Source organism: bacterium (genome assembly GCA_020444065.1).
GTDB lineage: Bacteria > Sumerlaeota > Sumerlaeia > SLMS01 > JAHLLQ01 > JAHLLQ01.
On record JAHLLQ010000002.1, the window covers coordinates 645,878 to 671,886 of the forward strand.

At 59.4% G+C, this 26,009-nt stretch carries 23 protein-coding genes; 6 read left to right on the forward strand and 17 right to left on the reverse strand.

Annotated elements, in window-relative coordinates:
* Positions 1–6: 6 nt before the first annotated feature.
* The 6 genes from KQI84_07075 to KQI84_07100 form a co-directional block, all read right to left on the reverse strand.
* Positions 7–1,374, reverse strand: coding sequence for a serine/threonine protein kinase (locus KQI84_07075; GenBank protein MCB2154633.1), 1,368 nt, complete (start codon positions 1,372–1,374; stop codon positions 7–9).
* A 144-nt stretch (positions 1,375–1,518) separates the two neighbouring features.
* A complete protein-coding gene (locus KQI84_07080; GenBank protein MCB2154634.1) occupies positions 1,519–3,021 on the reverse strand; it encodes a carboxypeptidase M32 in 1,503 nt (500 codons plus the stop codon).
* Positions 3,022–3,109: 88 nt separating this feature from the next.
* Positions 3,110–4,180: a peptidylprolyl isomerase gene (locus KQI84_07085; GenBank protein ID MCB2154635.1), complete on the reverse strand. Its 1,071-nt coding sequence runs from the start codon at positions 4,178–4,180 to the stop codon at positions 3,110–3,112.
* A 22-nt stretch (positions 4,181–4,202) separates the two neighbouring features.
* Positions 4,203–4,514, reverse strand: coding sequence for an antibiotic biosynthesis monooxygenase (locus tag KQI84_07090; protein MCB2154636.1), 312 nt, complete (start codon positions 4,512–4,514; stop codon positions 4,203–4,205).
* Between the two features lie 239 nt (positions 4,515–4,753).
* On the reverse strand, positions 4,754–5,323 hold the full coding sequence (locus KQI84_07095; GenBank protein MCB2154637.1) for a GNAT family N-acetyltransferase: 570 nt from the start codon (positions 5,321–5,323) through the stop codon (positions 4,754–4,756).
* A gap of 54 nt (positions 5,324–5,377) precedes the next feature.
* Positions 5,378–6,784, reverse strand: a complete 1,407-nt coding sequence (locus KQI84_07100; GenBank protein ID MCB2154638.1) for a GGDEF domain-containing response regulator — start codon at positions 6,782–6,784, stop codon at positions 5,378–5,380.
* A gap of 604 nt (positions 6,785–7,388) precedes the next feature.
* Between KQI84_07100 and rpoN the strand changes: the two genes are divergently transcribed.
* Together rpoN and KQI84_07110 are read left to right on the forward strand one after the other, a co-directional pair.
* Positions 7,389–9,257, forward strand: coding sequence for an RNA polymerase factor sigma-54 (gene rpoN / locus KQI84_07105; protein ID MCB2154639.1), 1,869 nt, complete (start codon positions 7,389–7,391; stop codon positions 9,255–9,257).
* Between the two features lie 63 nt (positions 9,258–9,320).
* Positions 9,321–10,013, forward strand: a complete 693-nt coding sequence (locus KQI84_07110) for an SDR family oxidoreductase (protein MCB2154640.1) — start codon at positions 9,321–9,323, stop codon at positions 10,011–10,013.
* Between the two features lie 75 nt (positions 10,014–10,088).
* Here the strand turns inward: KQI84_07110 and KQI84_07115 are convergent, their stop codons facing one another.
* From KQI84_07115 to KQI84_07145, 7 genes are all read right to left on the reverse strand, one after another.
* A complete protein-coding gene (locus KQI84_07115) occupies positions 10,089–11,567 on the reverse strand; it encodes a cytochrome ubiquinol oxidase subunit I (GenBank protein ID MCB2154641.1) in 1,479 nt (492 codons plus the stop codon).
* 75 nt (positions 11,568–11,642) lie between these two features.
* Complete coding sequence (locus tag KQI84_07120) at positions 11,643–12,755, reverse strand: cytochrome bc complex cytochrome b subunit (protein MCB2154642.1); 1,113 nt, start codon at positions 12,753–12,755, stop codon at positions 11,643–11,645.
* Positions 12,727–13,206: a Rieske (2Fe-2S) protein gene (locus KQI84_07125; protein MCB2154643.1), complete on the reverse strand. Its 480-nt coding sequence runs from the start codon at positions 13,204–13,206 to the stop codon at positions 12,727–12,729. The genes KQI84_07120 and KQI84_07125 overlap by 29 nt, the downstream gene beginning before the upstream one ends.
* Positions 13,199–14,314, reverse strand: a complete 1,116-nt coding sequence (locus KQI84_07130; GenBank protein MCB2154644.1) for a hypothetical protein — start codon at positions 14,312–14,314, stop codon at positions 13,199–13,201. The genes KQI84_07125 and KQI84_07130 overlap by 8 nt, the downstream gene beginning before the upstream one ends.
* Before the next feature lie 113 nt (positions 14,315–14,427).
* Positions 14,428–14,901: an Rrf2 family transcriptional regulator gene (locus tag KQI84_07135; GenBank protein MCB2154645.1), complete on the reverse strand. Its 474-nt coding sequence runs from the start codon at positions 14,899–14,901 to the stop codon at positions 14,428–14,430.
* A gap of 118 nt (positions 14,902–15,019) precedes the next feature.
* Entirely contained in the window at positions 15,020–17,155 is a 2,136-nt protein-coding gene (locus KQI84_07140) for a DUF3488 domain-containing protein (protein ID MCB2154646.1), read from the reverse strand.
* A 23-nt stretch (positions 17,156–17,178) separates the two neighbouring features.
* Positions 17,179–17,967 (reverse strand): type II secretion system protein GspG, encoded by a 789-nt coding sequence (locus tag KQI84_07145; protein MCB2154647.1) that lies wholly within the window; start codon positions 17,965–17,967, stop codon positions 17,179–17,181.
* A 67-nt stretch (positions 17,968–18,034) separates the two neighbouring features.
* Between KQI84_07145 and KQI84_07150 the strand changes: the two genes are divergently transcribed.
* The 3 genes from KQI84_07150 (at position 18,035) to KQI84_07160 (ending at position 21,388) form a co-directional block, all read left to right on the forward strand.
* Positions 18,035–18,838 (forward strand): ABC transporter permease, encoded by an 804-nt coding sequence (locus tag KQI84_07150; protein MCB2154648.1) that lies wholly within the window; start codon positions 18,035–18,037, stop codon positions 18,836–18,838.
* A gap of 245 nt (positions 18,839–19,083) precedes the next feature.
* Positions 19,084–20,523, forward strand: a complete 1,440-nt coding sequence (locus tag KQI84_07155; GenBank protein ID MCB2154649.1) for a hypothetical protein — start codon at positions 19,084–19,086, stop codon at positions 20,521–20,523.
* A gap of 202 nt (positions 20,524–20,725) precedes the next feature.
* Positions 20,726–21,388, forward strand: a complete 663-nt coding sequence (locus tag KQI84_07160; GenBank protein MCB2154650.1) for a transposase — start codon at positions 20,726–20,728, stop codon at positions 21,386–21,388.
* A gap of 17 nt (positions 21,389–21,405) precedes the next feature.
* On the opposite strand, the gene KQI84_07165 is transcribed toward KQI84_07160, so the two are convergent.
* Positions 21,406–22,839 (reverse strand): FAD-dependent oxidoreductase, encoded by a 1,434-nt coding sequence (locus tag KQI84_07165; protein MCB2154651.1) that lies wholly within the window; start codon positions 22,837–22,839, stop codon positions 21,406–21,408.
* 122 nt (positions 22,840–22,961) lie between these two features.
* Here KQI84_07165 and KQI84_07170 point away from each other — a divergent pair, with 122 nt between their 5' ends.
* Complete coding sequence (locus KQI84_07170) at positions 22,962–23,249, forward strand: (2Fe-2S)-binding protein (GenBank protein MCB2154652.1); 288 nt, start codon at positions 22,962–22,964, stop codon at positions 23,247–23,249.
* A gap of 18 nt (positions 23,250–23,267) precedes the next feature.
* Here KQI84_07170 and KQI84_07175 read toward each other — a convergent pair whose 3' ends face one another.
* From KQI84_07175 to KQI84_07185, 3 genes are read right to left on the reverse strand one after another with little or no spacing between them, the layout of a single operon-like run.
* The gene (locus KQI84_07175) at positions 23,268–24,395 is read right to left on the reverse strand and encodes a glycosyltransferase (protein MCB2154653.1); all 1,128 of its coding nucleotides are present in this window, start codon (positions 24,393–24,395) and stop codon (positions 23,268–23,270) included.
* Positions 24,396–24,404: 9 nt separating this feature from the next.
* Entirely contained in the window at positions 24,405–25,193 is a 789-nt protein-coding gene (locus tag KQI84_07180; GenBank protein MCB2154654.1) for an ABC-2 family transporter protein, read from the reverse strand.
* Positions 25,193–26,005 carry an ABC-2 family transporter protein gene (locus KQI84_07185; protein MCB2154655.1) on the reverse strand — a complete coding sequence of 271 codons (813 nt, stop codon included), beginning with the start codon at positions 26,003–26,005 and terminating at the stop codon, positions 25,193–25,195. Before KQI84_07185 ends, KQI84_07180 begins: the two co-directional genes overlap by 1 nt.
* Between the last annotated feature and the right edge of the window lie 4 nt (positions 26,006–26,009).

The window sequence follows — 26,009 nt, forward strand, 5'->3', positions numbered from 1 at the left end:
CGGCGATTAGAGCAAAATAATCGCAATCGCCAGGCACGCCAGAATCAGAATCGCGATGGCGGCCGCGACAGCGATCACCTGGGTGTCCGACCGGGGCATGACGTCAGGCCGCTGCGGGCCCAGTCGTGGTGTTGGGGTCGGTCCGAGATGCAGCGGCTTTGGCGAGTATTCCTCGTCCTCTTCAGTCCCCTCGTGTGCCGGACCGGGCGTGATAGGAACGGGTTCTTCGTCTCCTGGCCGAGGCCGAGGCGAATCTCCAAAGAAACGTAATTCCACTGGGCTTGGCGACCGGCGCCAACTCGGCGTTTCCTCCCCCTCGAGTACTGATACATCCACGTCGCCTGAAGGCTTCGGGCTGTCATCGCCCCCGCCAGCCAGTACAGGCATGGCCGCGGCATGGACGAAAACCTCGGGAGGGGGTACATCCGCGGGGCGCTTCAGACTTCGGCGGAATGCACGCATGAACTGCCGCATCGATGGATAGCGTTTCGATGCATCGCGCGACAGCGCACGCAGTAGTACCGTCTCGGCCTCGGGTGTCAGCTCCGGGCACATCTTGCTGGGAGGCTCGAAGACTCCCATCGGCAACATACCTGTCAGCATTTCGTAGATGATCACTGCGAGCGAATACTGATCCGCCGCGAAGCCCACTTTGCTGCCGTCGCGCAACTGCTCGGGAGCAACGTACTGCGGAGTGCCGATCATTACGCCATCTTCCGTCTGATCGCCCAGGCGCTGGATCAGGTTCGCGATGCCGAAGTCCGTCACGAGCACACGTCCATCCTGCGAGAGGAGAATGTTCGCCGGCTTCAAGTCGCGATGCACCAGGCCTAGCTCGTGGCAGGACTGAATCGCTTCGGACACCGGCGTGGCGATGGCCGAAATCTCATCAATCTTCAGCGGCGCCGCCTGGCCGATGCGATCCTTCAGGGTACAGCCGGGAATGTAATCGACGACGATGAAGTAATGCTCACTGATCCGCCCTCGGTCCAGAATCGGCACGATGTTGGGATGGCTGAGCGTCGCCATCATCTGGGCTTCGAGATCGAAGCGATTCACGAGTTCCGGATGGGCGGCGCACTCCGGCGGCAGGACCTTGATCGCCACCAACTGCTCGTCCGACAGTCGCACGGCGCTGAAGACCATTCCCATGCCGCCCTTACCGAGGACGCCGAGAAGTTCGTATCCGGGAACCCGAATCCCCTCGCCGAAGCTCATCACCGCATCCGAGCGCCGCGGCGCGTTGGACGGCCGGTGGATCGCCAGCAGCATGTTGCACACGCGGCAGCGCACGCGCGCCTCGCCTCCGTCCCGCTGGATACGGGGAATCGGAACGCCGGCCCCACAGTTCGGGCACTGGACGGTAACGGACATGAAGACTCGCTCCCGAGAAGGGAAACCAACTCGGCCAAACCGTCTCGCGAGACTGCACGACTGTCAAGGGCGGTTGGGCCTTAACGGACGATGCCGGACCCAGCTTGAGGGTCCGGCATTCCTATTCGTTCAGGGCTGTAGCGTTTACTTCACGCCGTACAGCTCACCGTATTTGGTGGTCAGGTAGTTCAGATACGCCGTGCTCTCCGGCAGCTTGCCGGTGATGCCCTCAATCAGCTGCGGAGCTTTCTTGCGGCGCCCCACCTCGTGGACGTTCTTACGCAGCCAATCCAGCAGCGGCAGCATATTCCCGCCCGCGATGCTTTCCCACAGGTTCGGGATGTCCTGGAGGATCTTCTCAAACATCTGCGAAGCGTACAGGTTGCCGAGCGCATAGGTCGGGAAGTACCCGAACGAGGCGCCGGACCAGTGAACGTCCTGCAGGCAGCCCTGCGCGTCGTTCGGAACGTCGACACCCAAGTACTCCTTGTACTTCGCGTTCCAGACTTCCGGCAGTTCGGAGACCTTCATGCGGCCTTCGAGGAGCGCCGTCTCGATCTCGAACCGGATGATGATGTGCAGATTGTAGGTGCATTCGTCCGCCTCGACGCGGATCAGCGACGGCTTCACCGCGTTGATCGAGCGATACATCTTGTCGACGTCCACGTCGTTTAGCTGGCCGGGGAAATGCTCCTTCAGTACCGGCAAGTAGTGCTGCCAGAAGGGACGGCTGCGGCCGATTAGATTCTCCCACATGCGGGATTGCGATTCATGCACGCCGAGCGAAATGGAAGACCCGAGCGTTGTGCGCGCGTCGCTTTCCAGGAAGCCCTGCTCGTAAAGCGCGTGGCCCCCCTCGTGCATCGTCGACGACATCGCGGAGAACAAGTCCTTCACGTCGAATCGCGTCGTTACGCGAACATCTTTCAGGCCAAATTCTGTCGTAAACGGGTGCGTCGACTTATCCTGGCGTCCGGCATCGAGATCGTAGCCCATCTCGGTCAGGACCTTCATGCCGAAGTCCCACTGGGCCTGCTCGTCCCAATCCTGCTCGAGCCAGGCGATGTCCGGTTGATTCGGAGAAGCGACGATCTTCTCGATCAGCGCCGACTGCTTCTCGCGCAGGTCTCCGAAAATCTGGGTCAGACGTTCCGCCGTCATGCCACGCTCGTAATTCTCGACGAGTGCGTTGTATGGCGAACCTTCGAAGCCGAACATGTCCGCCATTTCGCGCTGCTTCACGACCAGCCTCTCCAGGAACGGCTGGAAGGCCGCGAAGTCGGAGTCTTTCCGCGCTTCCTGCCAGGCGGCGAAGGCATTTGCGTCCAGCTCCGTCAGCTCTTTCACGAACGCTTCGGGAAGCTTCGTCGAGCGCTCGTAGTCCCAAAGCGTCTCCTCGACCATCTTGGCCTCGTCCGCCGACAGCTTATCGCGCTCATCGTTCAGCTTCCGGAGCATGTCGCCGAACTCCGGCGCAGTTGCCATGCGGTGATAGATCGCCGACATAGTCGCCAACTGCTGTCCGCGTCCCGGTGCGGCCTTCTTGGGCATGTTGACCTGCTGATCCCATCCCATCAGCGCCACCGTCGCACCGATATCCGACAGCTCGCCGAGTTTATCTCGAAGATTCTGAATAGTCGCAGTCACGATAAGTACCTCTTCTGGGAAATTCGATCCCTCGGGGCGCCGTTTACGCCACCCAAGGACGCACTGGTGGTTAAAGACCCACCCAATCTTACTCGTTCGATCGGGAACCCTTCACTTCCGCCCGGAACTCGTCCATAATCTCCTCCCACGTCGTCCGCGTGACGGGTGTGGAGGGTTCTTCGACTGGGCGGAGTTCATAGCCGTCTGCGACGCGGATTTCGGCCCGATCGCGCAGCCGCATCAGCAGACGACGCTCGGCGTCCGCGATGGCCTGATAATACTCCTCGCGGCGCGGCGTCTCGAAGTCCTGCAACTGCAGAAGGTGATATCCCGCCGGGCCGAGAACCGGCGAGCTGACCTCGTCCAGGCTCATCGTCCGAAGCGCCCCCGAAAGGCTGGGCGCCAACGACTTCGCCTCGATCCAGCCGAGATCGCCACCGCGGCCGGCGCTTTCCTGGTCGTCGCTGTACAACGATGCCGCCCGATCGAAGGGCAGGCCGTCCGTGATGGCAAACCACACGCGCGTCGCGCGCTGCCGTGCATCTTCCCAGCCCCTTGCCGAATCCGTCTGGGGTTCGACGAAGATGTGCGCCACGTGGAAGTTATCCGCGCTTGCCGGACTCTCCTCAGCGACCTCCAGATCCGGCACATCGAGGCCCTTCATCAGGCCCGCGCGAATCCGCCAACTGCGCGCCAGCCGTTCCTCCATCCAACGCTTCATCTGCGCCGGCTCGATGTCCATGTCGTCCAGCATCGTGTCCAGCATCGCCGGTGACCCGGCAAGGCGCACATAGCGCTGCCAGATTTCCTCCACCGTCGTCTTGACGTCTTCCGGAGCAGGCTCGGGCGTGTGCTGCCAGAAGTAATCCTCCAGCACCAGGTCGTCGACCGCGTTCGTCAGGACCTCCTGGCGCAGACGCTCCTCCGGGACGCTCCAGAGTTCTTCTTCGTAGAGGCGAGCCTCGAAAATCCGATACTTCAGATCGCGCGCGCTCACGATGCGTTGGCCGACACTCGCGATCACTGGGTCGTTCGCCTGGCCCAGAGCCAGCCCGACCAACACCAACATCAGAAGGCCGGCCAGCAATGGAAGACGGCCACCGGTCCATTCCAGGAGCCGGCGGCCGTCTTTGAAGGTCTTGCTGCAGTGTGGTTGCATTCGATGCACCGGCAAGTCCGCCTTAGCCGGAGAAGTGTCCGCTCACGTAGACTTCCTGGCCGGGCAGCAGATTCACCGGGCCAGAGTGGTACTTCCGCACAAAATCGGCGACCGCTTCGTCGCTCTCCCAAGCCATCGTCACGAAAAACGTGCGCTCCGGATCCTCGATCTGGAAGCCTTCCAGGGATTCGGATTCGCAATCTTCGGGACTGAAATAGCTGGCCCAAATATGCCCTTCAGCCTTGCGGGCCGCGGCGATCCACTTGTCCAGGGTCCGCCGGGCGGCTTCCGCCTGCCCATGCTTGACAACTGTCTTGATCACTTCAACGTACATTCTGGTTCCTCTTTACGCATCCCTTGCGAGATGGTGATATCCACATCCTAAGAGACTGTGGCAATTGACTTTATGTTTGGCCCAGGTGCTCGTCAGATTTTCCGGAAACGGAGAAAAAACCTCCCCTTGCCGACAAGCCCGGGCCTTTTACAGGAACCCCGTTCGCGAAATCAATCATTACCTTTGGATAGTACGCTGAAAAGACAGGACATAAGGAGGTGGGAAAGAAGCGGAAGCGCCTAGCGTCCTTCGCCGCCGTGCCAGTTTTCATTCGTCAGCGACGTCAGCACGTGGTCTTCCCAGCGGCCGTGAATCATCAGGTAATCCCGGGCATAGCCTTCCACCGTGAACCCCAGTCGGCGCAGCAGTCGGCCGCTGCGCTGGTTGTGCGGCATGTAATTGGCCTGGATGCGATGTAGCGACAAGTCCGCAAACGCCATGTGGATCACTTCGCGGAGTGCCTCCGACATCAGCCCCTTGCCCTGCTCGTGCTCCGCCAGGTTGTAGCCCATGAAGCAGAACTGCGCCGGTCCGCGCGTGATCCCCGTCAGGCTGATGTAGCCGGAGATGGCGCCAGGATCGTCTCGCCGGAACAGGAACAGCCGAACGGCCACGCCGGCGCGGAAGTCCTCGTGACTGCGCCGGGCCTGCAGTTCCCAGAATCGTTTTGTGTAGAACCCCGGCGGCCGCAGCGGCTCGTAGGGCGCCAGGAATTCGCGGTTGTCTCGATAGTATGCGACAATCGCCTCCGCATCGCGTTCGTTCGCCAGGCGTAGCACAAGCCGCTCCGTCGTCAGTACGGGCGGCATCAGGGCAGTCGGTCTTTCTGTCAGAGCCATAATGAATCGTCGATTCCGCGGGACTTATTCCGAAGGGGCCGAAGCCACTTCCTCCGGGTCCTCGACCGTCGCAGCGACAACCTGGTTCCCGCCGCGTTCGAAGGCCTTTCTCGCCGTTCGCAGTCCCCACTCCATCAACGCCTCGGCGTCGTAAATCTCAGGGACCGCGGTTACAACGCCAACGCTTGCCGTCACGCTGACTTCGTGACTTTCCACTCGGATCAGGTTCGCCGCCAGCGCCCGGCGGATTCGTTCTGCGTAACGCAACGCGCCGTCCAGGTCCGTTTGCGGCAGTAGCACCGCATACTCGTCGCCACCCAGTCGCCCCACCGCGTCCGTCTTTCGTGCCGTCGCCAGCACCATGCGTCCGCTGTGCTTTAGGACCGTGTCGCCCGCCGTGTGGCCGCAACGTTCGTTGATCGCCGTCAAATCGTCCAAATCGATCACCAGCACAGACAGCGGCTGACTCGAATGGTGAGCGTGCAGGGCCTGATCCTTCAGGCGCGTCATGAATGTTCCATGGTTCAGCAAACCTGTTAGCGAATCGTAACTCGCCTCGACCGATTCGGCTTCCGCCTCATAGACGAGGCATTCAATGCGTGCGGCCAGAATCTCCGCTGTCACGAAGAGCGCATTCAAATGATGCCGAAGGATGATCGTCCCTTCGCGAGGCGCCAGCGTCAGAAAGCCTGCATGTTCGCCGCGCAAAACCAGAGGTGCACTGGCGAAGCACAACGCATCGTCTGTCTGAACCGGTTCAGCCGTTCCACCATTCAAGCCATCGTGGAAATTCCAGGCTACGATCGGCCCGGCCTGGCTGCGCCACATGCTCAGAAGGTGCGTCGACAGTTGCGTGAGCTGCGCCTCGGAAAGCGCCTGGCCGCCTGCGTACCGCACCGGCGTATCGCCAGCCGGCAGTGTGACCGATACATAGCACGCGTCGAGAATTCCCGACAGAATCGAGCGCAAGGCATCGCCCAACCGACTCATACTCGCAACGGACCGGAGGCGTCGGGCCAGTCGATACAGTTCGCGCGGGGTCGCCCCTTTCCGCCCGCAGTCGTCGACCTCCAGGACCTCAAGCCACTCTGCAATCGCCTCGGCCTTGACCGGCTTTCCGAGCACTTCCTCGACGCCCAGGTCGTAGCCCTCGACGATCGAGATTCCGTCGTTCGCATCCACCATGGCTGCGATGCGCGGCGGATCCTCCAACTTGCGCGCATTATGAATGAGTTCGAGGGCGCTGAGACGATCCACCGCCAGCGCGACCAACAGCGCCCGGGGGGGATCTTCTTCCAGGTGGGGGAGGGCCTCTGCCGCGGTCGGCACTGCCAGCACCTCCGCTTTGCCCTCCAGCAGTTCGGCGACGGAGCAGCGAGCCTCCTCGTCCGGTTCCACGATCAACAGCCGCGGCAACGATGGTTTCGTCATCGGATTCTCCCACACTTCAAACGTGCTGGCACTCCATTCAGTGCGCCGCATTCTCCGAAGCGTTGGCGGTCAATGCAATCCCTTTTGGTCTGATGTTTCGCCGCCGCAAATGCTTGCTTCGCCACGCAGTCCAGCACGCGCCAAGCCATCCTCTTGGCACCCATGGAAGGAGCAAGAATTCGATCTGAAAAAATGGACTTTCCCTTGACAACTCGAATCCGATTTTCGGGGCCGGGTCAAAAACAGAATGAAAAATGAAGGCAGTATTCGGTAGAAGCAGTCCTTCGCTCAGTCTGCTCGACAGTTCCATGTGCCGCCGGCGCTACTTTGCGGATTTGTTGTAAAGCATTGGAAACAAATGGGTTGAGATGGGGATCCTGCCGGGCTGCAGAGGAGGGAATCCGCATCCGTGGAAAAAAACAGGTCTTTGTCTTGACGAGTGCAATGTTCTCTAGCTACATTCGGGCCAGAAAACGTGACCGATTCTTGCTAAGGAGCTTTCTCGGGAACGTAAATACTCTGACCCAATATGGTCAAACTGGCAAGCACATTCGCCTTTTGGCACGACGAAGGCGCGACACCTTGACCGGCCCGGGAAACCACTATGTCCCTGTCACTCCAACAAGTTCTCAAACAAACCCAGAAGCTCATCATGACGCCGCAGATGCAGCAGTCTATCCAACTGCTGCAACTGAACTCCCTTGAGCTCGAACAGATGATCCATCAGGAGATGATGGACAATCCGTTCCTGGAGTTGACGGACGACGAGGAGGAACTCACCTCCGAGAAGGTCTCCGAAGAAGAGGACGGGGGCGATCGGCAGGAGGCCGCAGACGACAGCGGACTCTCCGAGCAAGAGAAGGAGAAGGACCGCGAGCGGGAGATCGAGGAGGAGCCGGCCGAGAAAGACACTCGCGAATCCGACGATTCTCCATCCCCGGAGGAAGAAACCGATACTTCCGAGGACTTCGAGAAATTCGAGCAGAGCGATGTCGACTGGGATACGGAATACAGCGAATCCGACAGTTCGGCCTATTCGGCGGCTCACGAGAGCTTCGAGGAACACGATTTCACGACCTACACGGCCCTCGAGCAGAGCCTTTACGATAGCCTGATGCGCCAACTTCGCCTGTCCGCCCTGGATGGCAACGAGGCGAAGATCGGCGCGTTCCTGATCGGCAACATCGACGAGAACGGATTCCTGGACTCGTCTCTGGAAAATCAGGCCAAGATTCTCGGCTATCATCCCGATCTGATCGACATGAAGGGCGGCACGGATTCAGAGAAGACCCTGCGCCGGATTCTCTACAAGCTTCGCCACGGCCAGGACAAAGAACACATCAAGCAACTCAATCGGAAGCAACTCGTGGCCTCCGTCGTTGCCGAGTATCTCGAAATTACTCCCGACGAAGCCATGACGATGAGCCGCCTGGATTGGCTCCGCGGGCTGATCGCGAAACGTCTCGGACGCTCTGTCGAAGAGATTGCCGATATGCGTCTCGGCGAGTTGATTCTCCATACAATTGCCTGGCGTACGAAGGTCGATCCGCAGGACGTCTACGATATCCTGGAGATCATCCAGGAATTTGAGCCCACCGGCGTCGCTGCGCGCGACCTCGGCGAGTGCTTGCGCCTGCAGTGCGAAGAGAAGGGCATCCGGAACCGCCTGCTCTACACGGTGCTGGATGACCACCTCGAGGACCTTCAGCAGAAGAAGTTCCGCGAAATCGCCCGGGCGCTTGAAGTTCCCGAAGCAGAAGTCGTTGAAGTTTTCCACTTGGTCTCGAAGCTGGAACCGCGTCCGGGCCGCTCCCAGACCAAGGAAACCGCCCGCTACATCACACCCGACGTCTACGTGAAGAAGATCGAAGGGCGTTACATGTACTTCCTGAACGAGGGCGACGCCGGCCGTCTGCGTGTCGCTTCCGCCTATCGCCGGATGCTTGCCCGAAAGGCCGCCGCCGAGGGGAAGGACTCCAGCGACGCCCAGTACGCCCAGGAGAAGTACAAGAACGCCGTCTGGCTGATCAAGAATATCGAGAAGCGCAAGTCCACCGTCTTGCGTGTGACCGAAGCGATCATGAACTACCAGAAGGATTTCCTTGAGAAGGGCATCGAGCATCTGCACCCGCTGACGCTTCGGAACATCGCCGAAGTCGTCGGTATGCACGAATCGACCATCGCTCGTGTCACGACAGGGAAGTACGTTGAGACACCGCGTGGTATCTTCGAGCTCAAGTTCTTCTTCTCCTCCGGCCTCGAGACGGACAGCGGCGAGGATGCGTCTTCCCGGTCCATCAAGGAGATGATTACGCAGCTCATCCAGGCCGAAGACACGAAGCATCCACTCTCCGACCAGAAGATTGCCGACATGCTGCGAGACAAGGGCATCCAGATCGCCCGACGCACGGTCGCGAAGTACCGCGAGCAACTGAAGATCTTGCCCGCGAAACTGCGAAAGCAAGTTCCGTAAAGAGCAGATTCGGGGGCGCCGCGTGCGCCCCTTTTTGATTCCAACGATTACCAGGAGGTACACATGGAAAAACGTCGTTTCCTGATCACCGGCGGCAGCCACGGCATCGGAGCCGCCACCGTGAAGCTGGTCTGCCAGGCCGGCCATACCGTTGTCTTCACCGGTCGTAACAAGGATCGCGTGAAGGAAGTCGCCGAGGCCACCGGCGCGACCGGTTTCCACGCCGACGTGACAAAACCCGAGGACAACGAAAAGACCATTGCATTCTGCAAAGAGAAGATGGGCGGCATCGATGTTCTGATCAACAACGCTGCGTACGGTTATGGGGCGCCCATCGGCGAGATGGACGTCGACGCGATGCGTGCCATGTTCGAGACGAATATCTTCGGCCTCGTCGATCTGACCAACCGCGTTGTTCCTCTGCTGAAATCTCAAGGCCAGGGCGACATCGTGAACATCGCCTCGACTTCCGGCATCAAAGGCCACGCAAACGGCACCGCCTATTCCGGCAGCAAGTGGGCGCTACGCGGCATCACGCAGTGCTGGCAGGCAGAACTGCGTCCCCACAATATCCGAGTCTTCTGCGTCTGCCCGTCCGAGGTTCAGACCGGCTGGGGCGGCAAAGAGCCCGGCCAGAATCCGAACAAGCTCTTCGCCGAGGACATCGCCGGCTCCATCATGGGGGTGCTCTCCATGCACCGCCGCGGCTTCATCCCGGAGTTCGCCGTGTTCGCTACGAATCCCTGGGCCGAGTAGTAAATCCAACCAAGCAGCAAAAGAAAGAGGCCGGGGTTCGCGCCCCGGCCTCTTCTCATCCTGTTGTCTGTTTGATCAGTGTTCCGCTTCAGCCAGTTCCTTCACCGGCCGAGGTTTCGGAGCGTTATTGATCAGGTGATTCAGATAGTCACCCAACGCCTCGACCTCTTCCGGCTGGCCAACAAGAGGTGGCATGTAGGAACGATACGGCGAATCCTCTTTGTATTCATGCAGCATCGTCAGGATGTTGCCAATTGATTCGCGGTCGCGCCCTGCCATCAGTCGGCGCAACGACCGATAACCGTCGACCGTGTGGCAGGACATGCACTGACCGCGCATCATCAGTTCACCGCGCAGCAATTGCGCTTCACTTGGCGTCGCAGCGGCATCTGTCGAGGCTTGAACAACTTCGGTATCGTCCGTAGTCGCTTCGTCTTCGGCCTTCCACGCCAGCTTCTCGGCCTGGCTGGCCCACGGCGAGTTCTTCAGGTAGCCTTCCTCGTTGAACTTCGCGACCTGCGACTTGCGGACACCATTCGAGAACATGTGCTCGCGAATCACGTAGGGTTTACGGATCATCTCGCGGGCCTGCTCCGTCGAGGCCGTCGCAGCCAGCGCCAGAATCAGAACCGAAATCGCGTGTCCCATCGTGAAGTCCCGCGGGTTACGCCAGCCAAAGAAGTAGATAATCGGCAGAATCGTCGCCGACGTCATGATGATTACGAGTCCGGCGCGCGTCACCTGGGTGAATGTGCCTTGGCCAATCGTCGAGATTCCGAGTTGCAGAAGTTCACGCTGCGATTCCGGAACCATGTACAGGTACCATGCAAAAGCAAACGGCATCAGGACGAATGCCGGCACCAGCCACTTCACCGACCAGCGAATAAAGCTCTCCTTCAATTCCGGCTCCTTGAAGCCATTGATGCGGCTCGCCGTCACCATCGCCCAGACGCCTGCCAGGGCGATCGTGACCAGCGTGCGCAGCACCAGGCTCGGCCAGTACGTCGGATTGAAGAATGCCTGGATGAAGGCATTTGCCTCCGTCCCCGTTCCGACCAATTCCAGCCAGGCCGAGCTCGGCGTCAGCATGAACGTCAGGATGCCGTTGATGATGAAGAGACTCATCCACGCCGCGCCTGCATAGATCCAACCGATGATCAGGTGCAGCTTCAGGGGAATGCGCCCCCAAGTGTAGTAGTAGACGGCCGCAGCCGTGATTTCGACGATAAAGAAAACCCATTCAATCGCCCACCCGAACACGAAGTAGTGAATGAGCGTGCTTGTTCCTTCCGGACTCGCCAGACCAATGGCAAACCAGATGCCGACGCCGGTCACGGCGCCGAATACTGCCGTCAGGATCAGGAAGAATTTCGCGTGCGACTTGACGACGCGCATCCAGTCGTCACGCCCTTCGCGAGCAGCCTTCGCTTCCGCCATGGGCAGATAGAATCCGCCGCCGACAGCGAAGTGCGAAACGAGAACGTGGAAGATCGCGATCGCGCCGATCACCCACCCGCTTCCGATAATTGGTACATCCCACATGGGGTAATTCATCTGTTCAATCTCCTTTAAATCGAAAAGGACAGAGCGCTCTCACCGGCTACCGAAATTCGGCAGCCAGTGGCGGCTTCACAGGGCCACGTAACCCCAGATTGTCAGCACGACCAGCCCGGCCAGTGCGCCCAGGCCAAACCACGTCGCGACCTTGGCACGTTGCGCTCTCTTGCTGTCTTTGTCGTACAGCGGAATGAGCGCCCACAGGATGCCGCCGATGGTGAAGATGCCGATACCGACAAGCTCCCCAAAGACGGCCCAATTGCCCTGGAATATTTGTCCCAGCGCTTTCAGCAATTGGAACTGGCTCATGAAGTACCATTCCGGGTGAATGCCTTCGGGCGCGGGTGCCAGCGGATCCGCCTGGGGATGCAGCGGCCAAGGGAACATCGACGCGAGCACGGCGATCGCGCAAAGCGCCATCAGCCACATCGCCATGTCCTTCATGAAGAAGTTCGGGAAGAACGGAATCGACTCGCGCTCTGCCTTCGGCTTGGCCTCTTCGCTTGGCGGTGAGCCACTGCCGTGCTTGACGATCAGCATCAGGTGGAAGCCGAGCACCGGCAGGAACATCGCCGGCAGAACGACCGCGTGCAGAGCAAAGAAGCGCTGCACGGTGGTTTCATTCACTTCCGGGCCACCACGGATCAGGCCAACCAGCCATTCGCCGATCAACGGCGTCTTTGCCGGAATATCCAGGCCGACCTTCGTTGCGAAGTACGAGAGCTCATCCATCGGCAATAGATAGCCGCTGAATCCGAACACCATCGTCAGACCCAACAGAATCAGGCCGCTCCACCAACCGAACTCGCGCGGGTTGCGATACGTCTTCATGAAGAAGACCGAGAACATGTGCACGAAGACCGCGCCGACCATCAGGTTCGCCGACCAGGAATGCGCCGACCGGATCAACCAGCCGAAATCGATATCGTAGGTAATGCTGCGGACCGAGTTGTATGCATCCGGTCCCGGACGGTAATAGACAAGCAGCAGAATGCCCGTGATGGCCTGGATCAGAAACAGGAAGAGCGAAATGCCGCCCCAGTAATACCAGAACGAGTGCTTATGCTGCGGGACGGTCTTGGACTTGGCCAGCGCCAATGCGCCATCCAGGTCGAGTCTTTCGTTGGCCCAGGCATAAAGGCGGGCCAAACGGGAATCAGATGCGAGAGATGTTGATTTGCCCATCGGCCACCTCCACGTTGAAGACTGTCAGGGGCTTCGGCGGCGGACCCGCGATGTTCTTGCCCGTATTCGGATCGTAAATGCCGCCGTGGCATGCGCAATAAATGCGATCCTGATCGGCCTGGAACTGCACCGTGCAGCCCAGGTGCGTGCAGATCGCATCAAATGACACGATTGAACCGTCTTTGTGGTGAATCAGCATGGCCGGGTGGCTGCCGAACTTGAACATCAGCACCGAACCGGGCTCCGGCATATCGGACTCCGCCAGGCTGATCGAGGTCACCTGCCCCATCTCCTCCGCGCGAATTGCGGGAGTCGCCAGGTAACGGTAAATCGGATAGCCGATCGCTCCCGCGTACACAGCCCCAATCGCCGTGATTCCCAGGGCGACGAACTTGCGACGAGAGACCGACTCTTCCGTTCCTTCGGGAGCTTTCTTCTTGTCGTTAGGCATAGACTTCCTCCACCTGCTTGGCTTTGGCGACCACCCAGACCATCCAGCCTATACCGGCGACGCCTGCGACAAAGAGCACGAGGAACGTCCCGACAATCAGCCAGTTCGTTTCAATCGTGCGGTCCCACACATTGTAGCCATGCATGCCGAGAGTGACGTCGCGAATCGCATCGCGGAACACTGTCATGCCGGCAACGGCGAGGAAACCTGCCAGGGCAGAACCCCACGCCAGAAGTTTGTTGCTCTTCTGCCCGGAGAACGAAGCGACGGCCGTCAGAAGGAAGAGAAGAACTCCGCCCGCGGCCCAAAGCAGTGCAGACAGCTTGTACCACTGATTCGCCATGACCTGCTCGGCGATCTCCTGAGGCTGGCGGCTGAAGACCCAGAAGCCGGCTGCCAGCATCGCGATCGAGAAGATCGCGCCGAGGCGAGCACCCGTTGTGCGAAGGAAGCGGCCTGTGTCTTCATCCACCAACTTCTTGGTCCCGACCAGCATCATGCCGACGCCCGCCATCGCGATCGACGTCAGGATCATGTAGGCCCAACGCGGATGCACTGTCGGATCGGCGGCATTCAGGTTCACACCGTTCGGGCTGTTCCGGTACATGTCGACCCAGAGTTCCGGCCGCGCCAGGAGGGTCATGTTGTTGTTATAGATGAATGCGACGAACAGCGCTGCCAGGAGCGACACGAGCGCGAAGATACCCCAGTGTTTCTTGGCCGCCGCGCGCATCGAAGCAAGGTATGCAAAGTAATAAGACAAGATGACGAGAAAGATGACGGATATCCAGAATACGCCTATCAAAACACTGCTCGTATACAACGCGCGCCCATACAACACCTGCGCGAACAGCAGCGGCGGGATACCCAGATTGACCACGTAGGCCATGACGATAGGCAATCGATACGACATCATTCCTGACGATGTCCTGATTGCCGGTTTCCCTTTTGTTCCTCCCAAGAACGCCAGGATTGTTGCGACCAGAATTCCGCCCAGAAACAAGTGCACTGCACAGAAGTGCAGCGTCAGTGTCACCAGGTGCAGCAGCTTAAACAGATACACCGGCGCTGGGAGTGGAATCGGGTCGACGGCTGGAAATGCATCCATCGAGAAGACTCTCCTTTTGCTTCAAACTGAATATCCAACGCAGCCGAGGAAGACCGTCCGTTCGGCGCGAGGATGAATTTCCGTGGATTAGAATTGGGGGCGCGCAAGCCTCATCAGAGACCCGGCTCCGGCGCATCGGGAAACGGAATTCCGATCCGGCAGTCAGCCCTGGCCGCCAGCGGGCCCGTCGGAGACGGTCGAGTGGCCAATTTCTCCAAGGTCCACCGAGAAAGGACCTCTAACGTCGCCTCGTGCACCTCCACCATGGCTTCGTGGAAGGCGCACGCCGGGATCGGATGGCCCTTGATGCCCTCGCAGTAATTCGCCACCAGAAGACCCTGACAGGCTTCGACGATCTCCAGCAGGGTGATGTCTTCCGGGGCGCGGCTGAGGCTGACGCCTCCTGCGGCTCCGCGATGCGAACGCAGGATATTGGCTTTTGCCAGCATCCGCGTGATTTTGGCCATGTAAGATGGCGATTCCGACAGCTTCTCCGCGATCTGGCGCGGCGTTGTCGGTTCCTTCCCGCCATAGATGGCGAGGTATATCAGTGCGCGAATTGCGGATTCAGACGTTTGAGTTAACATTTTATCCAGTGCCTAGAAAGTGGACAAGTGCTATCGGGCTTGTCCGAGCCGTGTCAAGCCACTTAGCACATCAAACCGTCGAAAAAATGTCATGCAGTATCTGGAATGGAAAATAAGGTCAGCCGGCGCGGCGCTTCCGGCTCTTCAGCGCCCTGATTCGCGCCCGCAATTGCGCCTCCGGCTGCGCCTGCCCCCCGTAGCGCCATTGGCTGTAAAGACCGATTAATTCTCCGGTTTCTGCCGAGTTCAGTCCCCGCTCGGTCGCCAGCGATGCAATCAAGTCTCTCGCCGTCTGGCTGCTGGCCAGGTGATCGATCTCGTGCCCCGCACCCAGTGCCCTCGCCAGATCTCGCAACAGGCGCGGAATTGCACGGCGATGCCTCTCGTGACGGCGCTTCTCCCAGCGCGACAGACGTCGTCGCAACCTGCCACCAACAAGCCAGAAACCAAGATTCAAGAGTGTCAGCGCGACGAAAGCCACGATCACTTCCTGTCTCTTGGCGTTTTCCCGAATCCTTTGGAACGTTCGCGTCAGCAGGCCATTCTCGTAGCCCGACGCCCACTTCCCGAGGCCTTGCAACATTCCGCTCATCAGTGACTGCTGCTTGCTGCGATCGTATCCTTCCATCAGGCGGCCGAATCGCGCAGATGCGACCGAGGCCGTATCACGCAACCGATTAAAGAGGAGGCGATCGGAAGCGGGAGCGAGGGGAGCGGAAGGCGTCGGGTCAAACGCTGTCCAGCCCGTCCCCGGCAGATACACCTCGGTCCAGGCGTGCGCATCGGCGTGGCGAACGATCACCTCGGAACTGCCCGGCGCGGTCTGTCCTGGGCTGTACCCAACAACGAGACGCGAAGGGATTCCTCGCGCGCGGGCAAGCAATGCCATTCCCGTTGCGAAGAGCTCGCAATGGCCCTGCGGACGATGCAGGAACTCCATGACGCCATCTGGGCCGGACTTCAGGTGGCGCAGGTCAGTCGTATAAACTCCGTTTCGCCGGAACCAGTTCCAGATCGCACGCGCCTGCCCTTCCGGAGTCTCCTCGCTTCCAACGATCTCGCTCGCCAGACGCTCGATTTCCTGCCGATCGAGCGCCGCAGGAATTGCCAGGTGAATGTCGCGCACATCGCCGCGACTTGCGAGTGGCCGAATCGCAGGATCGAGCGCCACACGCGGTGAAAACGAGAACGGTGGGGGAGTCTCTGGCGGCAGGGCCAGTCGACCGTCCGGTTCGAGCAGAAGTGCTGGCGCAGGAACTCTGAGTCCCAACGTTCCTTCGGGAACCGGAAGCACTTCCGTCGGGAAGTCCACGAGCATGATGGTCAGTTCTTCGCTCGCCGGCAGCGCGGCATCGTTCGAATGATAGAGCACAAACGCCGGCTCGCCGACCTCGCGACTCAATCGCTCCGGACCGGGCGAGCCAGGGGCCTCCATTCGGAACCAGTGATCGCCGGTGAATCCACCGAGCGTCCCGAGGCGGAACTTCAAGCTCGAGAGACGAAGGCTTGGGCGATCGGTCTGCACGCGCAGCGCAATGCCCGGCTCTTCCTTCAGGCGCGTCATGGTTGTCAGTTCGACACTGTCGCTCAGCCCTGACCGCAGCAGGCGCGCGCGGTTCTTTTGAATGGCTTCGCCGGACAACCACGCCGCCTGCATGTGTCCCGGGCGCGGGAGCAGAAAGAAAACCATCGTTGTCAGGATCGCCAACACTGGAATGTAACGGGCGATTCGCGGCGGTTCGGCTGTCGGTTTGCTGGGCTTTGAGCTCCCGACTAATTCCATCGAGCGGCGTTGCGCCATACGCGCCAGCATCGTCATGGTCAGCAGAGACCACACAAGAACGAATGGGACGATCAAGGGTGAGCTTGCCCGCGCGGCGCCGATCGTCAGCAGTGCCGTACTGATCGCCCAGATCGTCATGTAGTCGCGTTGCCGGCGGGGGAGGTAGACCGTTCGCAGAAGCAGGATTCCGCACACAGCCAGCAAATGCAAAGCGATCGAGCGATCAGCGAGGAAGAAGTCCATGGCCGCAGCGAGAACGACGAGCAGGGCCGCCGCATTCCATGCCCGGCGATAGGCCGGCGCCTGGGGCCAGTTCGACAGCACAAAGCCCGGCAGTGCAAGAGCCAGCAGGAAGATACACGCCACAAACGAAAGCTGGTCCGACATGGCCGCACCGAACAAGCCCACGGCCGTGAGCATCGCGGCGAGCGGTTCCAGCGTGAATGGACGATGTTTGCGGATTCGCCTCATGGGTCGGTTGGGCGACGCGGGAGTCAGAACCGGACGACTGTGATGATGTCGCCGTCTGTGGAGGAACTGTCCGGAGACCAGCTCTTGTTCTGAAGGTAATACTCCAGGATTGCCTCCTCGAATTCTGCAAGAGTCGCCTGCTCTGGAGCGGACGTCTCCGGTTTCTCCTCCGGTTCGAGCGACGGATCCCGCGGGGGGCCGTCCAAACCGAGAGTGGACCAGAAGGCCGCTTCCTCCTTGTCGATCGGGCGGCTATTGACCGCTTGCGGTTGGGCCCTCAGGCCCGCGACCCGCAATGTCTCCACGGGCACCGATCCGAATTCGTCCTTTGGCAGGCTTGTGTAGCCCCGCAATTCATTCGGAATATCGTAGTCGCCGTCGGGTCCCGTACTCACAAGAACGAACGCTATCCCCGGGATGTCCAGGCGCATGTACTGATAATTCGCCTTTTCCCCACGATGGAAGGGATCCCCCGGGATCTGGGCCATGTAGGCCGTTGGCCGCTCCAGCGAATCAAGTCCGCCAGTTGAATCCGGCAGGTTCGAGTAATCCATCATGTAGTTCTCGAGGGCCCTGGTCAGTACACGGTGATCTTCCTGAACGCGGCTGTATTTCGTCCGCATCACCAGTGTACCGGTCGAGAAGATCGCCAGCGCCGCCAGGACGGCTGCTACAGAGATCACGATCATCAGTTCGTTGAACGTCAGACCCGCCAGACCGTGGCGCGACGAGAACTCGCCACCCCGAATCGACCTTCGCGAGGCCGAACGGCAAACACCCTGCTTGATTCCTGGGGCGGTCTGGGTCTTCATCCAACGAAGCGAACGGTTCGAGTCCCGCCGCTGTACTCGACTTTCTGGCCTGAGGCCCGGATAAGCCATGCTCCACTACTTGAACGACACCTTCATTGAAGCTCTAGGAGCTGTAACCCTTCGGTTCCTACGCGAAACGGGTGCCTTCACGAAATTCTGCTTCAAGGCCTCGATTCGGGCGATTACACCGCCCTGGAATTACCGATTGATTATGGATCAGGCCATGGCGATCGGAGTTCGTTCGCTTCCAATCGCCCTGATCACGGCCGTCTTTGTCGGACTGGTGATGGTGCTGCAGACGGGTGTTCAGTTGATTAAGTTCGGTGCGAAGAACACCGTTCCGGGCATTTCGTTCATCGCGAATGCCCGTGAGATGGTCCCCGTTTTCACCGCATTTGTCGTCGGCGCCCGTGTCGCTGCCTCCATCGCGGCCGAGCTCGGAACCATGCGCGTGACCGAGCAAATCGACGCTATGGACATCCTGAATGTCGACCCAATGCGCTACCTCGTCGCGCCGCGGATCATTGCTGCGACTGCACTTCTGCCACTCATCAGCGTCCTGTGCCTGGTTGCCGGTTTCTTCGGCGGCATGATCGTCGCCGCAACCGGCCTCAACATCCATCCGGTCGAGTACTACATCATCACTTTGAAGTTCGCGAATCTCCAGGACGTGTACACCGGGCTGGTCAAAACGGTTGTGTTCGGGAATATCATCGCGCTGGTGGGATGTTACTTCGGTTACAAGAGCCACGGCGGCGCGGAAGGCGTCGGTCGCTCCACCACGACGGCGGTGGTCGTTTCGCTCGTATTGATCCTGCTGTGGGACTTCGTCCTCACTCGCTGGATTTTGATCTTTACCGGCAAATTCTAGGAAACGTGTGAATATCGGCGTAAGAATCTGACCGACCGGGAAAGTTTTTACTCTCTCAGGCGTTGCAGGGAAGCCACACTGTCGACGGCCGTTCCTGGCGGGTGGATGAGCGACCAGCCGGTTGACGATGCCAGAGAGTTTTTACGCCAGTTCGGAATGCCTTGCTGCCGCCCCGTCGTTTCGGCTCTCAACATAATCGAATCGCATGACTTCGAATGAAGGCGCCTTTGGAGAGGGAAGCGATCATGCCACGAGTTGTCTTTTGGGCGGTGGTCATCTTGTTGTGTGGAGTCCGAGCGGCGATCGGGCAAACACCAACGTTAGCTTGTCCGACGGAACCCGTTGGGGCGACGCTCGAAGCCTCCATCGAGGCATTCGAACCCGAGACGACCTTCACCTTGTCGTTGCGTCCTGAGGCAGGCGACTGGCCTTCCACCGTGACGACCGTGTACTGGAACTCAGACTTCGGATTCTCACAAACCACATCGACGACGTCGCTTGATCTGGTCATTCCGGAGCCAGCACCTGGGAGCGTCCTCTTCACCGCCCGTGCCGAAGGCGAACCGCCTGATCCCAATTGCACAGTCTGGGAGACCGAACTTGCCAGCCTCTCCGTCCCGCTCGCCGCACAAACGCCAACGTCCGAACCGCTCATACTGGAGATTCAGTCAGTGGAGGACTACTTCTCCTGGTACGGAATGTTCGTAGATGTTGAAGCTGGAGGCGAGCTTCTGATGACTCAGCGGATCGATCTGCTCAGTTCCGCCCCTGTGGCCTTGGACATTCCCCTGGTCTCCGAAGAGACGATCATATCTTACCGTATGAGTTCGGACCGCGGGAGCAGAACCGAGATAAACGTGGATCTTCGGCGGGGCGAAACTCTCCTGCGCCAAGGACATTACGAGGCCAATCTTGTGCGGCACCGTGTTCATCTGTTGTCCGATGCGACCACCAGCACACTGCTGGAACGAACGGTTCCATTCACTTTTGACATTACCCTTGGAGATGAAGGCGCAACTGTGTATATCATTGGAGATGATGCGCCTCGTGGCCTTCTTGACAAGTCAATAGATGCCCGTTTCCTCTCTTATCGCTGGGATTTCGATCTGTATCCCGATTGCTACACGGTAGGCGCATCGGCATACGATTCGGGAGGACCCTTTTTTGATGGCTCTGGCGGACAGGGAACCCTGCGGGGCGGCGGCGGAGAAATCTCGGTAGGTGCTGGAGATCAGTGCTTCCAATACTGCCGTGGTTCTTATTCAAGGTGGCCCGTCAAAGTATCGCTGAACGGATGCCTGTTTGGCGAAGATGCGTTGGATTCCTGCCCGGGCGAATTCGGTGTTTTCCAGTTGGATTGCTCGCATGTGTCGGCTTGTTCCCCCTCACCGACTCCCATATGTCCCTCAAATCCCGATCCTCCCCATATCGAATCTTCCGTCGATCGCTTCCAGCCAGGCATTGTCTTCACGTTGTCACTCGTGCCTGAGGAACCCGGCTGGCCTTCGCCGATCGACGCGGTTTATTGGGAGTCAAGCGATGGGCTGGCGGAGACCACGCAATTGACCTCAATCGATGTCATTGTCCCTCAGCCTGCGCCAGAGAGCGTTTCCTTTAACGTTCGCGTGGAAGGGAGCAACCCTACGACCCCTGCCCACCATGGGAAGCTGAATCGACGACTCTGACGCTGCAGCGTGCCGCACCAACACCGTCCCCAACGCCTGCGGCACCCTCCGGATGGCTGATGGGATCTGCCCCGGACAGTCGAAGTTACGTCTCATCAGGACACTCCGTCACCACAGTCCCCAGGCACTGAATTCGAGATTTATTGCCCTCTTCGCCAGACCATTCTTGACGACGCTCCGTCGTTCAGTGGAAGGTTATGCCATGGCACGAACTGCGAGAATCATCCTTCCAGGCAAACCTCATCATGTCCTGCAACGTGGGGCTGCGGGTGAGACCGTGTTTTATGAGGACATCGACCGAACCACTTACCTCGAGCATCTGGCGCGATGTGCCGAGGAAGAACAGCTCGATATTCTCGCCTATTGCCTGCTCGAGAATCGAGTCCATCTCGTTGCCGTTCCAAAAACCGAAGATAGTCTCGCGATGACCCTGCGACGCACGCACAGCTTCTATAGTCGCTGGCTGAACGCGCACCTGGGTCGATCCGGGAACGTCTGGGGCGGACGTTTCATGTCCTCGCCGCTCGACAACGAATGGATGCTGAAGGCCATCCGCTACGTCGAGCGCCTGCCCGTCGTTGAGACAAATCTCCGCAAAGCCGAACGCTATGCCTGGAGCAGCGCCGCCGCCCACTGCGGACAGCGCGAAGACGACGTGCTCTCGAAGCGCCTGAGCCTGGCCAAAGAAGTTCCCAACTGGTCGAAGTGGTTGGCGGAGAAACAGCCTGAGGAAGAAACGATGGCGCTGGCTCGCACGATCAAGCGCAACCAGGCCATCGGAAGCCCACAATTCCTCGGTCGTTTAGAGAAGAAATTCGGACGCAACGTCGGCCCCAAACCCATCGGCCGGCCACGGAAGCGCTAGGCTCTCGTAACCAAACCCTAATCCACAATCCGGAACTTCTGGAACCGGCGGACTTCTTTGTAGAAGTGCCGTTGCGGGTCGTCCGGATGTTCGTTCACGACGTCCGCGGCGCGGAATCCCATGTGGATCGAATGGTCCATGTTGTTGTGCAGGAACAGGCCCTGGCGCCCGACGCTGATCAGGCGCGGGTACCTTGCGAGGTAGCGCCACACGAAGTTCAATCGTCTGCGGTAATCCAAATCGTACAGCGGATAGGTGTGCGGAATACGATGCACGAGCGTATTGGCAATCTCGCTGCTTTTTAGCAGTCCGGTCTTCTCCAGACCATCGAGCGTCGCCCTGGTCAGTTCCTCGTCCGATGAGTTCCAAATCTTGTCACCATGGTGGCATGTGATCTCCAGAACGAGCATTGTCTGATTCGGCGATCCCATGGTGGGGGAGAAGTTCTTCGGCTCGTAGCCGCGATTGAAGATCGTCTCCGGTCCGGGGAAATACAGCCACGTGTTTTCCGTGACGCGCGGGCGATCGACAACAACGGCCACCAGGAAATTCGCGATGAATCGCATCTGCCGACGGGCCTCGGCGACCTGGTCGTTTGGTCGCCGGGCGAGCAACACATCCAGCAACTCGGTCACGGGCATCGTAGAGAAAACCCATTCGGCCGAATCCGTGCGACGACCTCCGCGCGGGCCTTCGGAGATCACCTGCCATTTGCCGTTATTCATGCGCCGCAGATCCGTCACGCGGGTTCCTGTTGCGATCTTGCCGCCTGCGGCTTCGACGCGTTCGACCAGCCGATCGACCAGTCGTTCGACGCCGCCTGGAATGTAAAGGAACTTCTTCAGCGCCGTCTCCTGGCCCTTTTTTTCCGGGATGAAGACGCGCTTCACCATCTGATCCAGGCCGCCGGCGGACACGCGGACTCGCGCGATATCGGCGTGGATTTCCGTCGGGTCGATCTTCCAGACCTTTTCCGTGTAGCCGAGCACGATCAGGCGATACAGTTCCTCGCCGAACGCATCCGCCATCACGGTTTCAAAGTTCTCACGCTTCGATTTTCCGAGCGCAATGTTGCGCGCCTTGCGCATGGCGTAGCTCGCGCCGACGGCCGCGATCTTCCCCGGTCCCAAAAGACGAAGAATCTCCATCGGGCGCGGCGGATAATCGATCCACGACCCCTGCAGGAACATCTGCGACGTGCGCTTCACCGTCACCATGTCCTCGCCGGCCAGATCCTGGAGGAACTCCTGCACATCGGGCAATTCCGTGAAAATCCGGTGTGGGCCCAGATCCGCCACGTGCCCATCCAGCGTCAGGGATCGCGCCAGCCCGCCCGGCTGATCCTCTGACTCCAGCAGCGTGACATCCAGTTCCGGGTCGTTCTCCAACAACCGAACGGCCGTCGCCAGGCCGCAGATTCCAGATCCAATGATGAGGGCTCGCCGTTTCATGGCCGAGAGCCTGGAAAAACCAGGGCCTGGCCGCAACAGCGTTTGTTGCGGAGGGAGCTTTGTCGCAAGCGTCAGCCGCATTTTCTCTCGCCGTGGCGATCGATGCACGGTAGTCCTCTGCCATGGACGAGGGGTTCAAATCACCCGGCGATGAGGCTTCGATCCCGATCACCGGCCGGGATCGACAGCAGCGCATCGATGCCGAGAGTCTGCTCGCAGATCCGGAGCAGACGCTATGCTTCTGTCGCGGCGTCCCAGCCAGCGAGGTCCGCGACGCCATTCTCGCAACCGCGTCGCCCTCCATCGCCGAACTGCAGCGCCACTGTCCCGCAGGGACTGGCTGCGGGAGTTGCCATCCGGAAATCCAAGCGCTGATCCGTGAGCTACTGAAATGCGAGCCGAACGAATAGCATCACGATCATCGTGAGCTACTTCCCGGTTACGGCTCGCTCGTACACTTCGTGGACGCGTTCCGCCATGCGATCCACCGAGAACTCCTCGTGGGCGCGGCGGTACGCGTGCTCGGCCATGCTCAGCCGGCGCGATTGATCGTTCAGGAGTTCGGCAATCGCCGTGGCAAGTGCCTGATCGTCGGCCGGTGGCACGATCAAGCCCGTCTCACCGTCGCGGTTAATGTAGGGAACGCCCGTCGGCAGGTTTGTGCTGATCACCGGCAGTCCCGCGGCCATCGCTTCGATCTGAACGAGGCCGTATGCTTCCGAAGTCAAGTGACTCGGCAGCACGAAGATGTCTGCTGCGTGCAGATGCGCGACCATGTCTTCATCGTTCAGCTCGCCCAGGAAGTGCCAGCGATCGGTGAGGTTGAACTCCTCCGCGAGCCCCGCCAGCCGTCCGCGCTCAGGACCATCGCCAATGATCAGCGCATGCACATTCGGCAAACCGCGCAGGGCAGAAACCAGGAAGTGCAGTCCCTTATAGTATCGCAGCTTGCCGACAAACACGATCAGCGGAAAACCGCGATACTTCTTCTTCACCTCGCGCGCCTTCAGTCCCGCTTCGGCCGTGCGTTCAAATCGCTGCAGTGGCATCCCCAACGGGACCGGCGTGCATTTCTCGCGCACGGCGCTCAGGAATGGCGAGCACTCGATCAGGTGTGGCGACGTCGGCATCACGGTGTGGCAGCGCTTCAGAAACGCGCGCAGCATCGGACCATAAGCCCACAGCGCCCACTTCTGGCGAACAATGTCGCTGTGGTACGTCGCGACCACGGCCCCCGCAGGGCGCTTCAGCAAATACGAAACATCGCCCGTGGGGTTTGGAATGTGGAAGTGCCACACGTCCGGCTTCAGCTTTTTCAACCAGCCAGGGAATGATGGAGACAATGGCGCAGAAAACGCACGTCCCCATTCGCCTACTTCGATGATGCGCAAGCCCTCGTACTCGCGTTCGCGCGTTTCCTTTGTTCGCGAGTTCACAAGGACCGTAATCTCGTCGCCGAACAAGCGCTGGCATCCGAGCGCCATCCAGTTGATCGATCGCTCGATGCCACCCACGATCGGGGGCCAGAAATCCTTGTAAACATGAACGATTCGCATCGAGTGGTCCTATGAAGAAGCCGAAGAGTAAGCGCGCAATCCCTTATTCCAGAACCAGACAAGGAACGCAAACATTCCAATGAGAACGGCAACAATGTGCAGGATTCGCGTAACCGTAACGCCGGTGAACAGAATATGCGTCGGATACGAAATGATCAGCGCAAACGGCAAAATGGAAATCAGCAACCGGTGCACAAAGCCATAGAAGATCTGATCGGGTCGCTCCATGTAGCGCTGGACGTTGAAGAAGACCTCGCGCAGCCCAAAGTGGCTGTGAAACCAGAACGTGGGAATCAGGAAGATCAACTGGATGATGGCGTAGAGGATATTTCCGGCCAGCAGCATCAGCAGATATACGAAGATCGTGAAGAAGCTCAATTCCCCCGGATAGCGCATCAGCGCCCAGACGAGAATGCCCGATGCAATGATGAGGTTCACGAACGAATTCGCTGCCAGGTCGCGCATCGACAGGAAGAAGAGCGAAGACACAGGCCGCACGAGATAATAGTCCACATCGCCCTGATTGATCATCTGCGGCAGATGCCAGAGGTTGTTCGAGAAGAACGTCATGTTCACCGCGTCGGTGAAGAGAAAGCCCGCCACAAACACCACGACTTGATCCCAATTCCACCCACCCAGTTCCGCGATGTGCCGATACAGGACGCCAAAGAAGGCAAACTGAACCACGTAGAAAATCGAGTCCATGAAAATGCGGAACGTGAAGTCCACGCGGAACTCCATCGCTCTGCTGAACGAGAATTGTACGAAGTACGCGTAGAGTCGGAGATAGCGCGTCATCAGATGCCGACCCCCGTGTAGACGTACGATCCGCGCGCCCAAATTAGGCGCGTCAGTCCGGCAAAGACAAGAATCCACACCGCCGTAACACCCATTCCAAAGAGCCACTCCGATGGCGTGACATGACCCATCAGAGTCTGAACGGGGAAGAAGTATACGTACTGGAACGGCAAGAACTGGTTCACAGACTGGATCGTCTCGGGGAATAGGGTCAGCGGCAACATCTGCCCGCCGAGGAATCCCAATGTGAACCGCATCATCACGCACAGGCTCCAGACGTTGTCCGCCCAGAAAGCCGTGCCCTCGATCGGGCAGTAGATCAGGAAATGCAGCAGATTCCCCATCAGAACCGCCCCGACCGTCATCGCAATAGTGGCTGGCGTGATCTGGATGCTGTCGGGCACTCTCAAGAAGACCGCGAGTAGCGCGCCAAACAGGACTAACTGCATCAACGCAGGCGTGAGATTTCCGAGGTGTTGCGCGTACTTGAACGGGAAGTACTTCACGGGGTAGATCAGGTAACGCGTGTAATGCCCCTGGTAGATTTCATCGGACATGCCGGACCACTGATCGAGCCCGCGGACGATCTTGCCCAACAGGATCACCAGAACGTAGTACGTCAGCATTTCGCTGAACGTGTAACCTGCAATGACCGTCTGTCCGGTGCCCGCGTAGATGGAATCCCACAGGAAGTAAATGACGCCCAGCATGATGAAGAACGCCGCCAGGGCGTTCACCCAGAAGTCGGCCCGATAGCTCATCATCTTCCGGGCCTGCATGCTGACGATGTTCATGAACAAGCGGGGCGTCATGCGC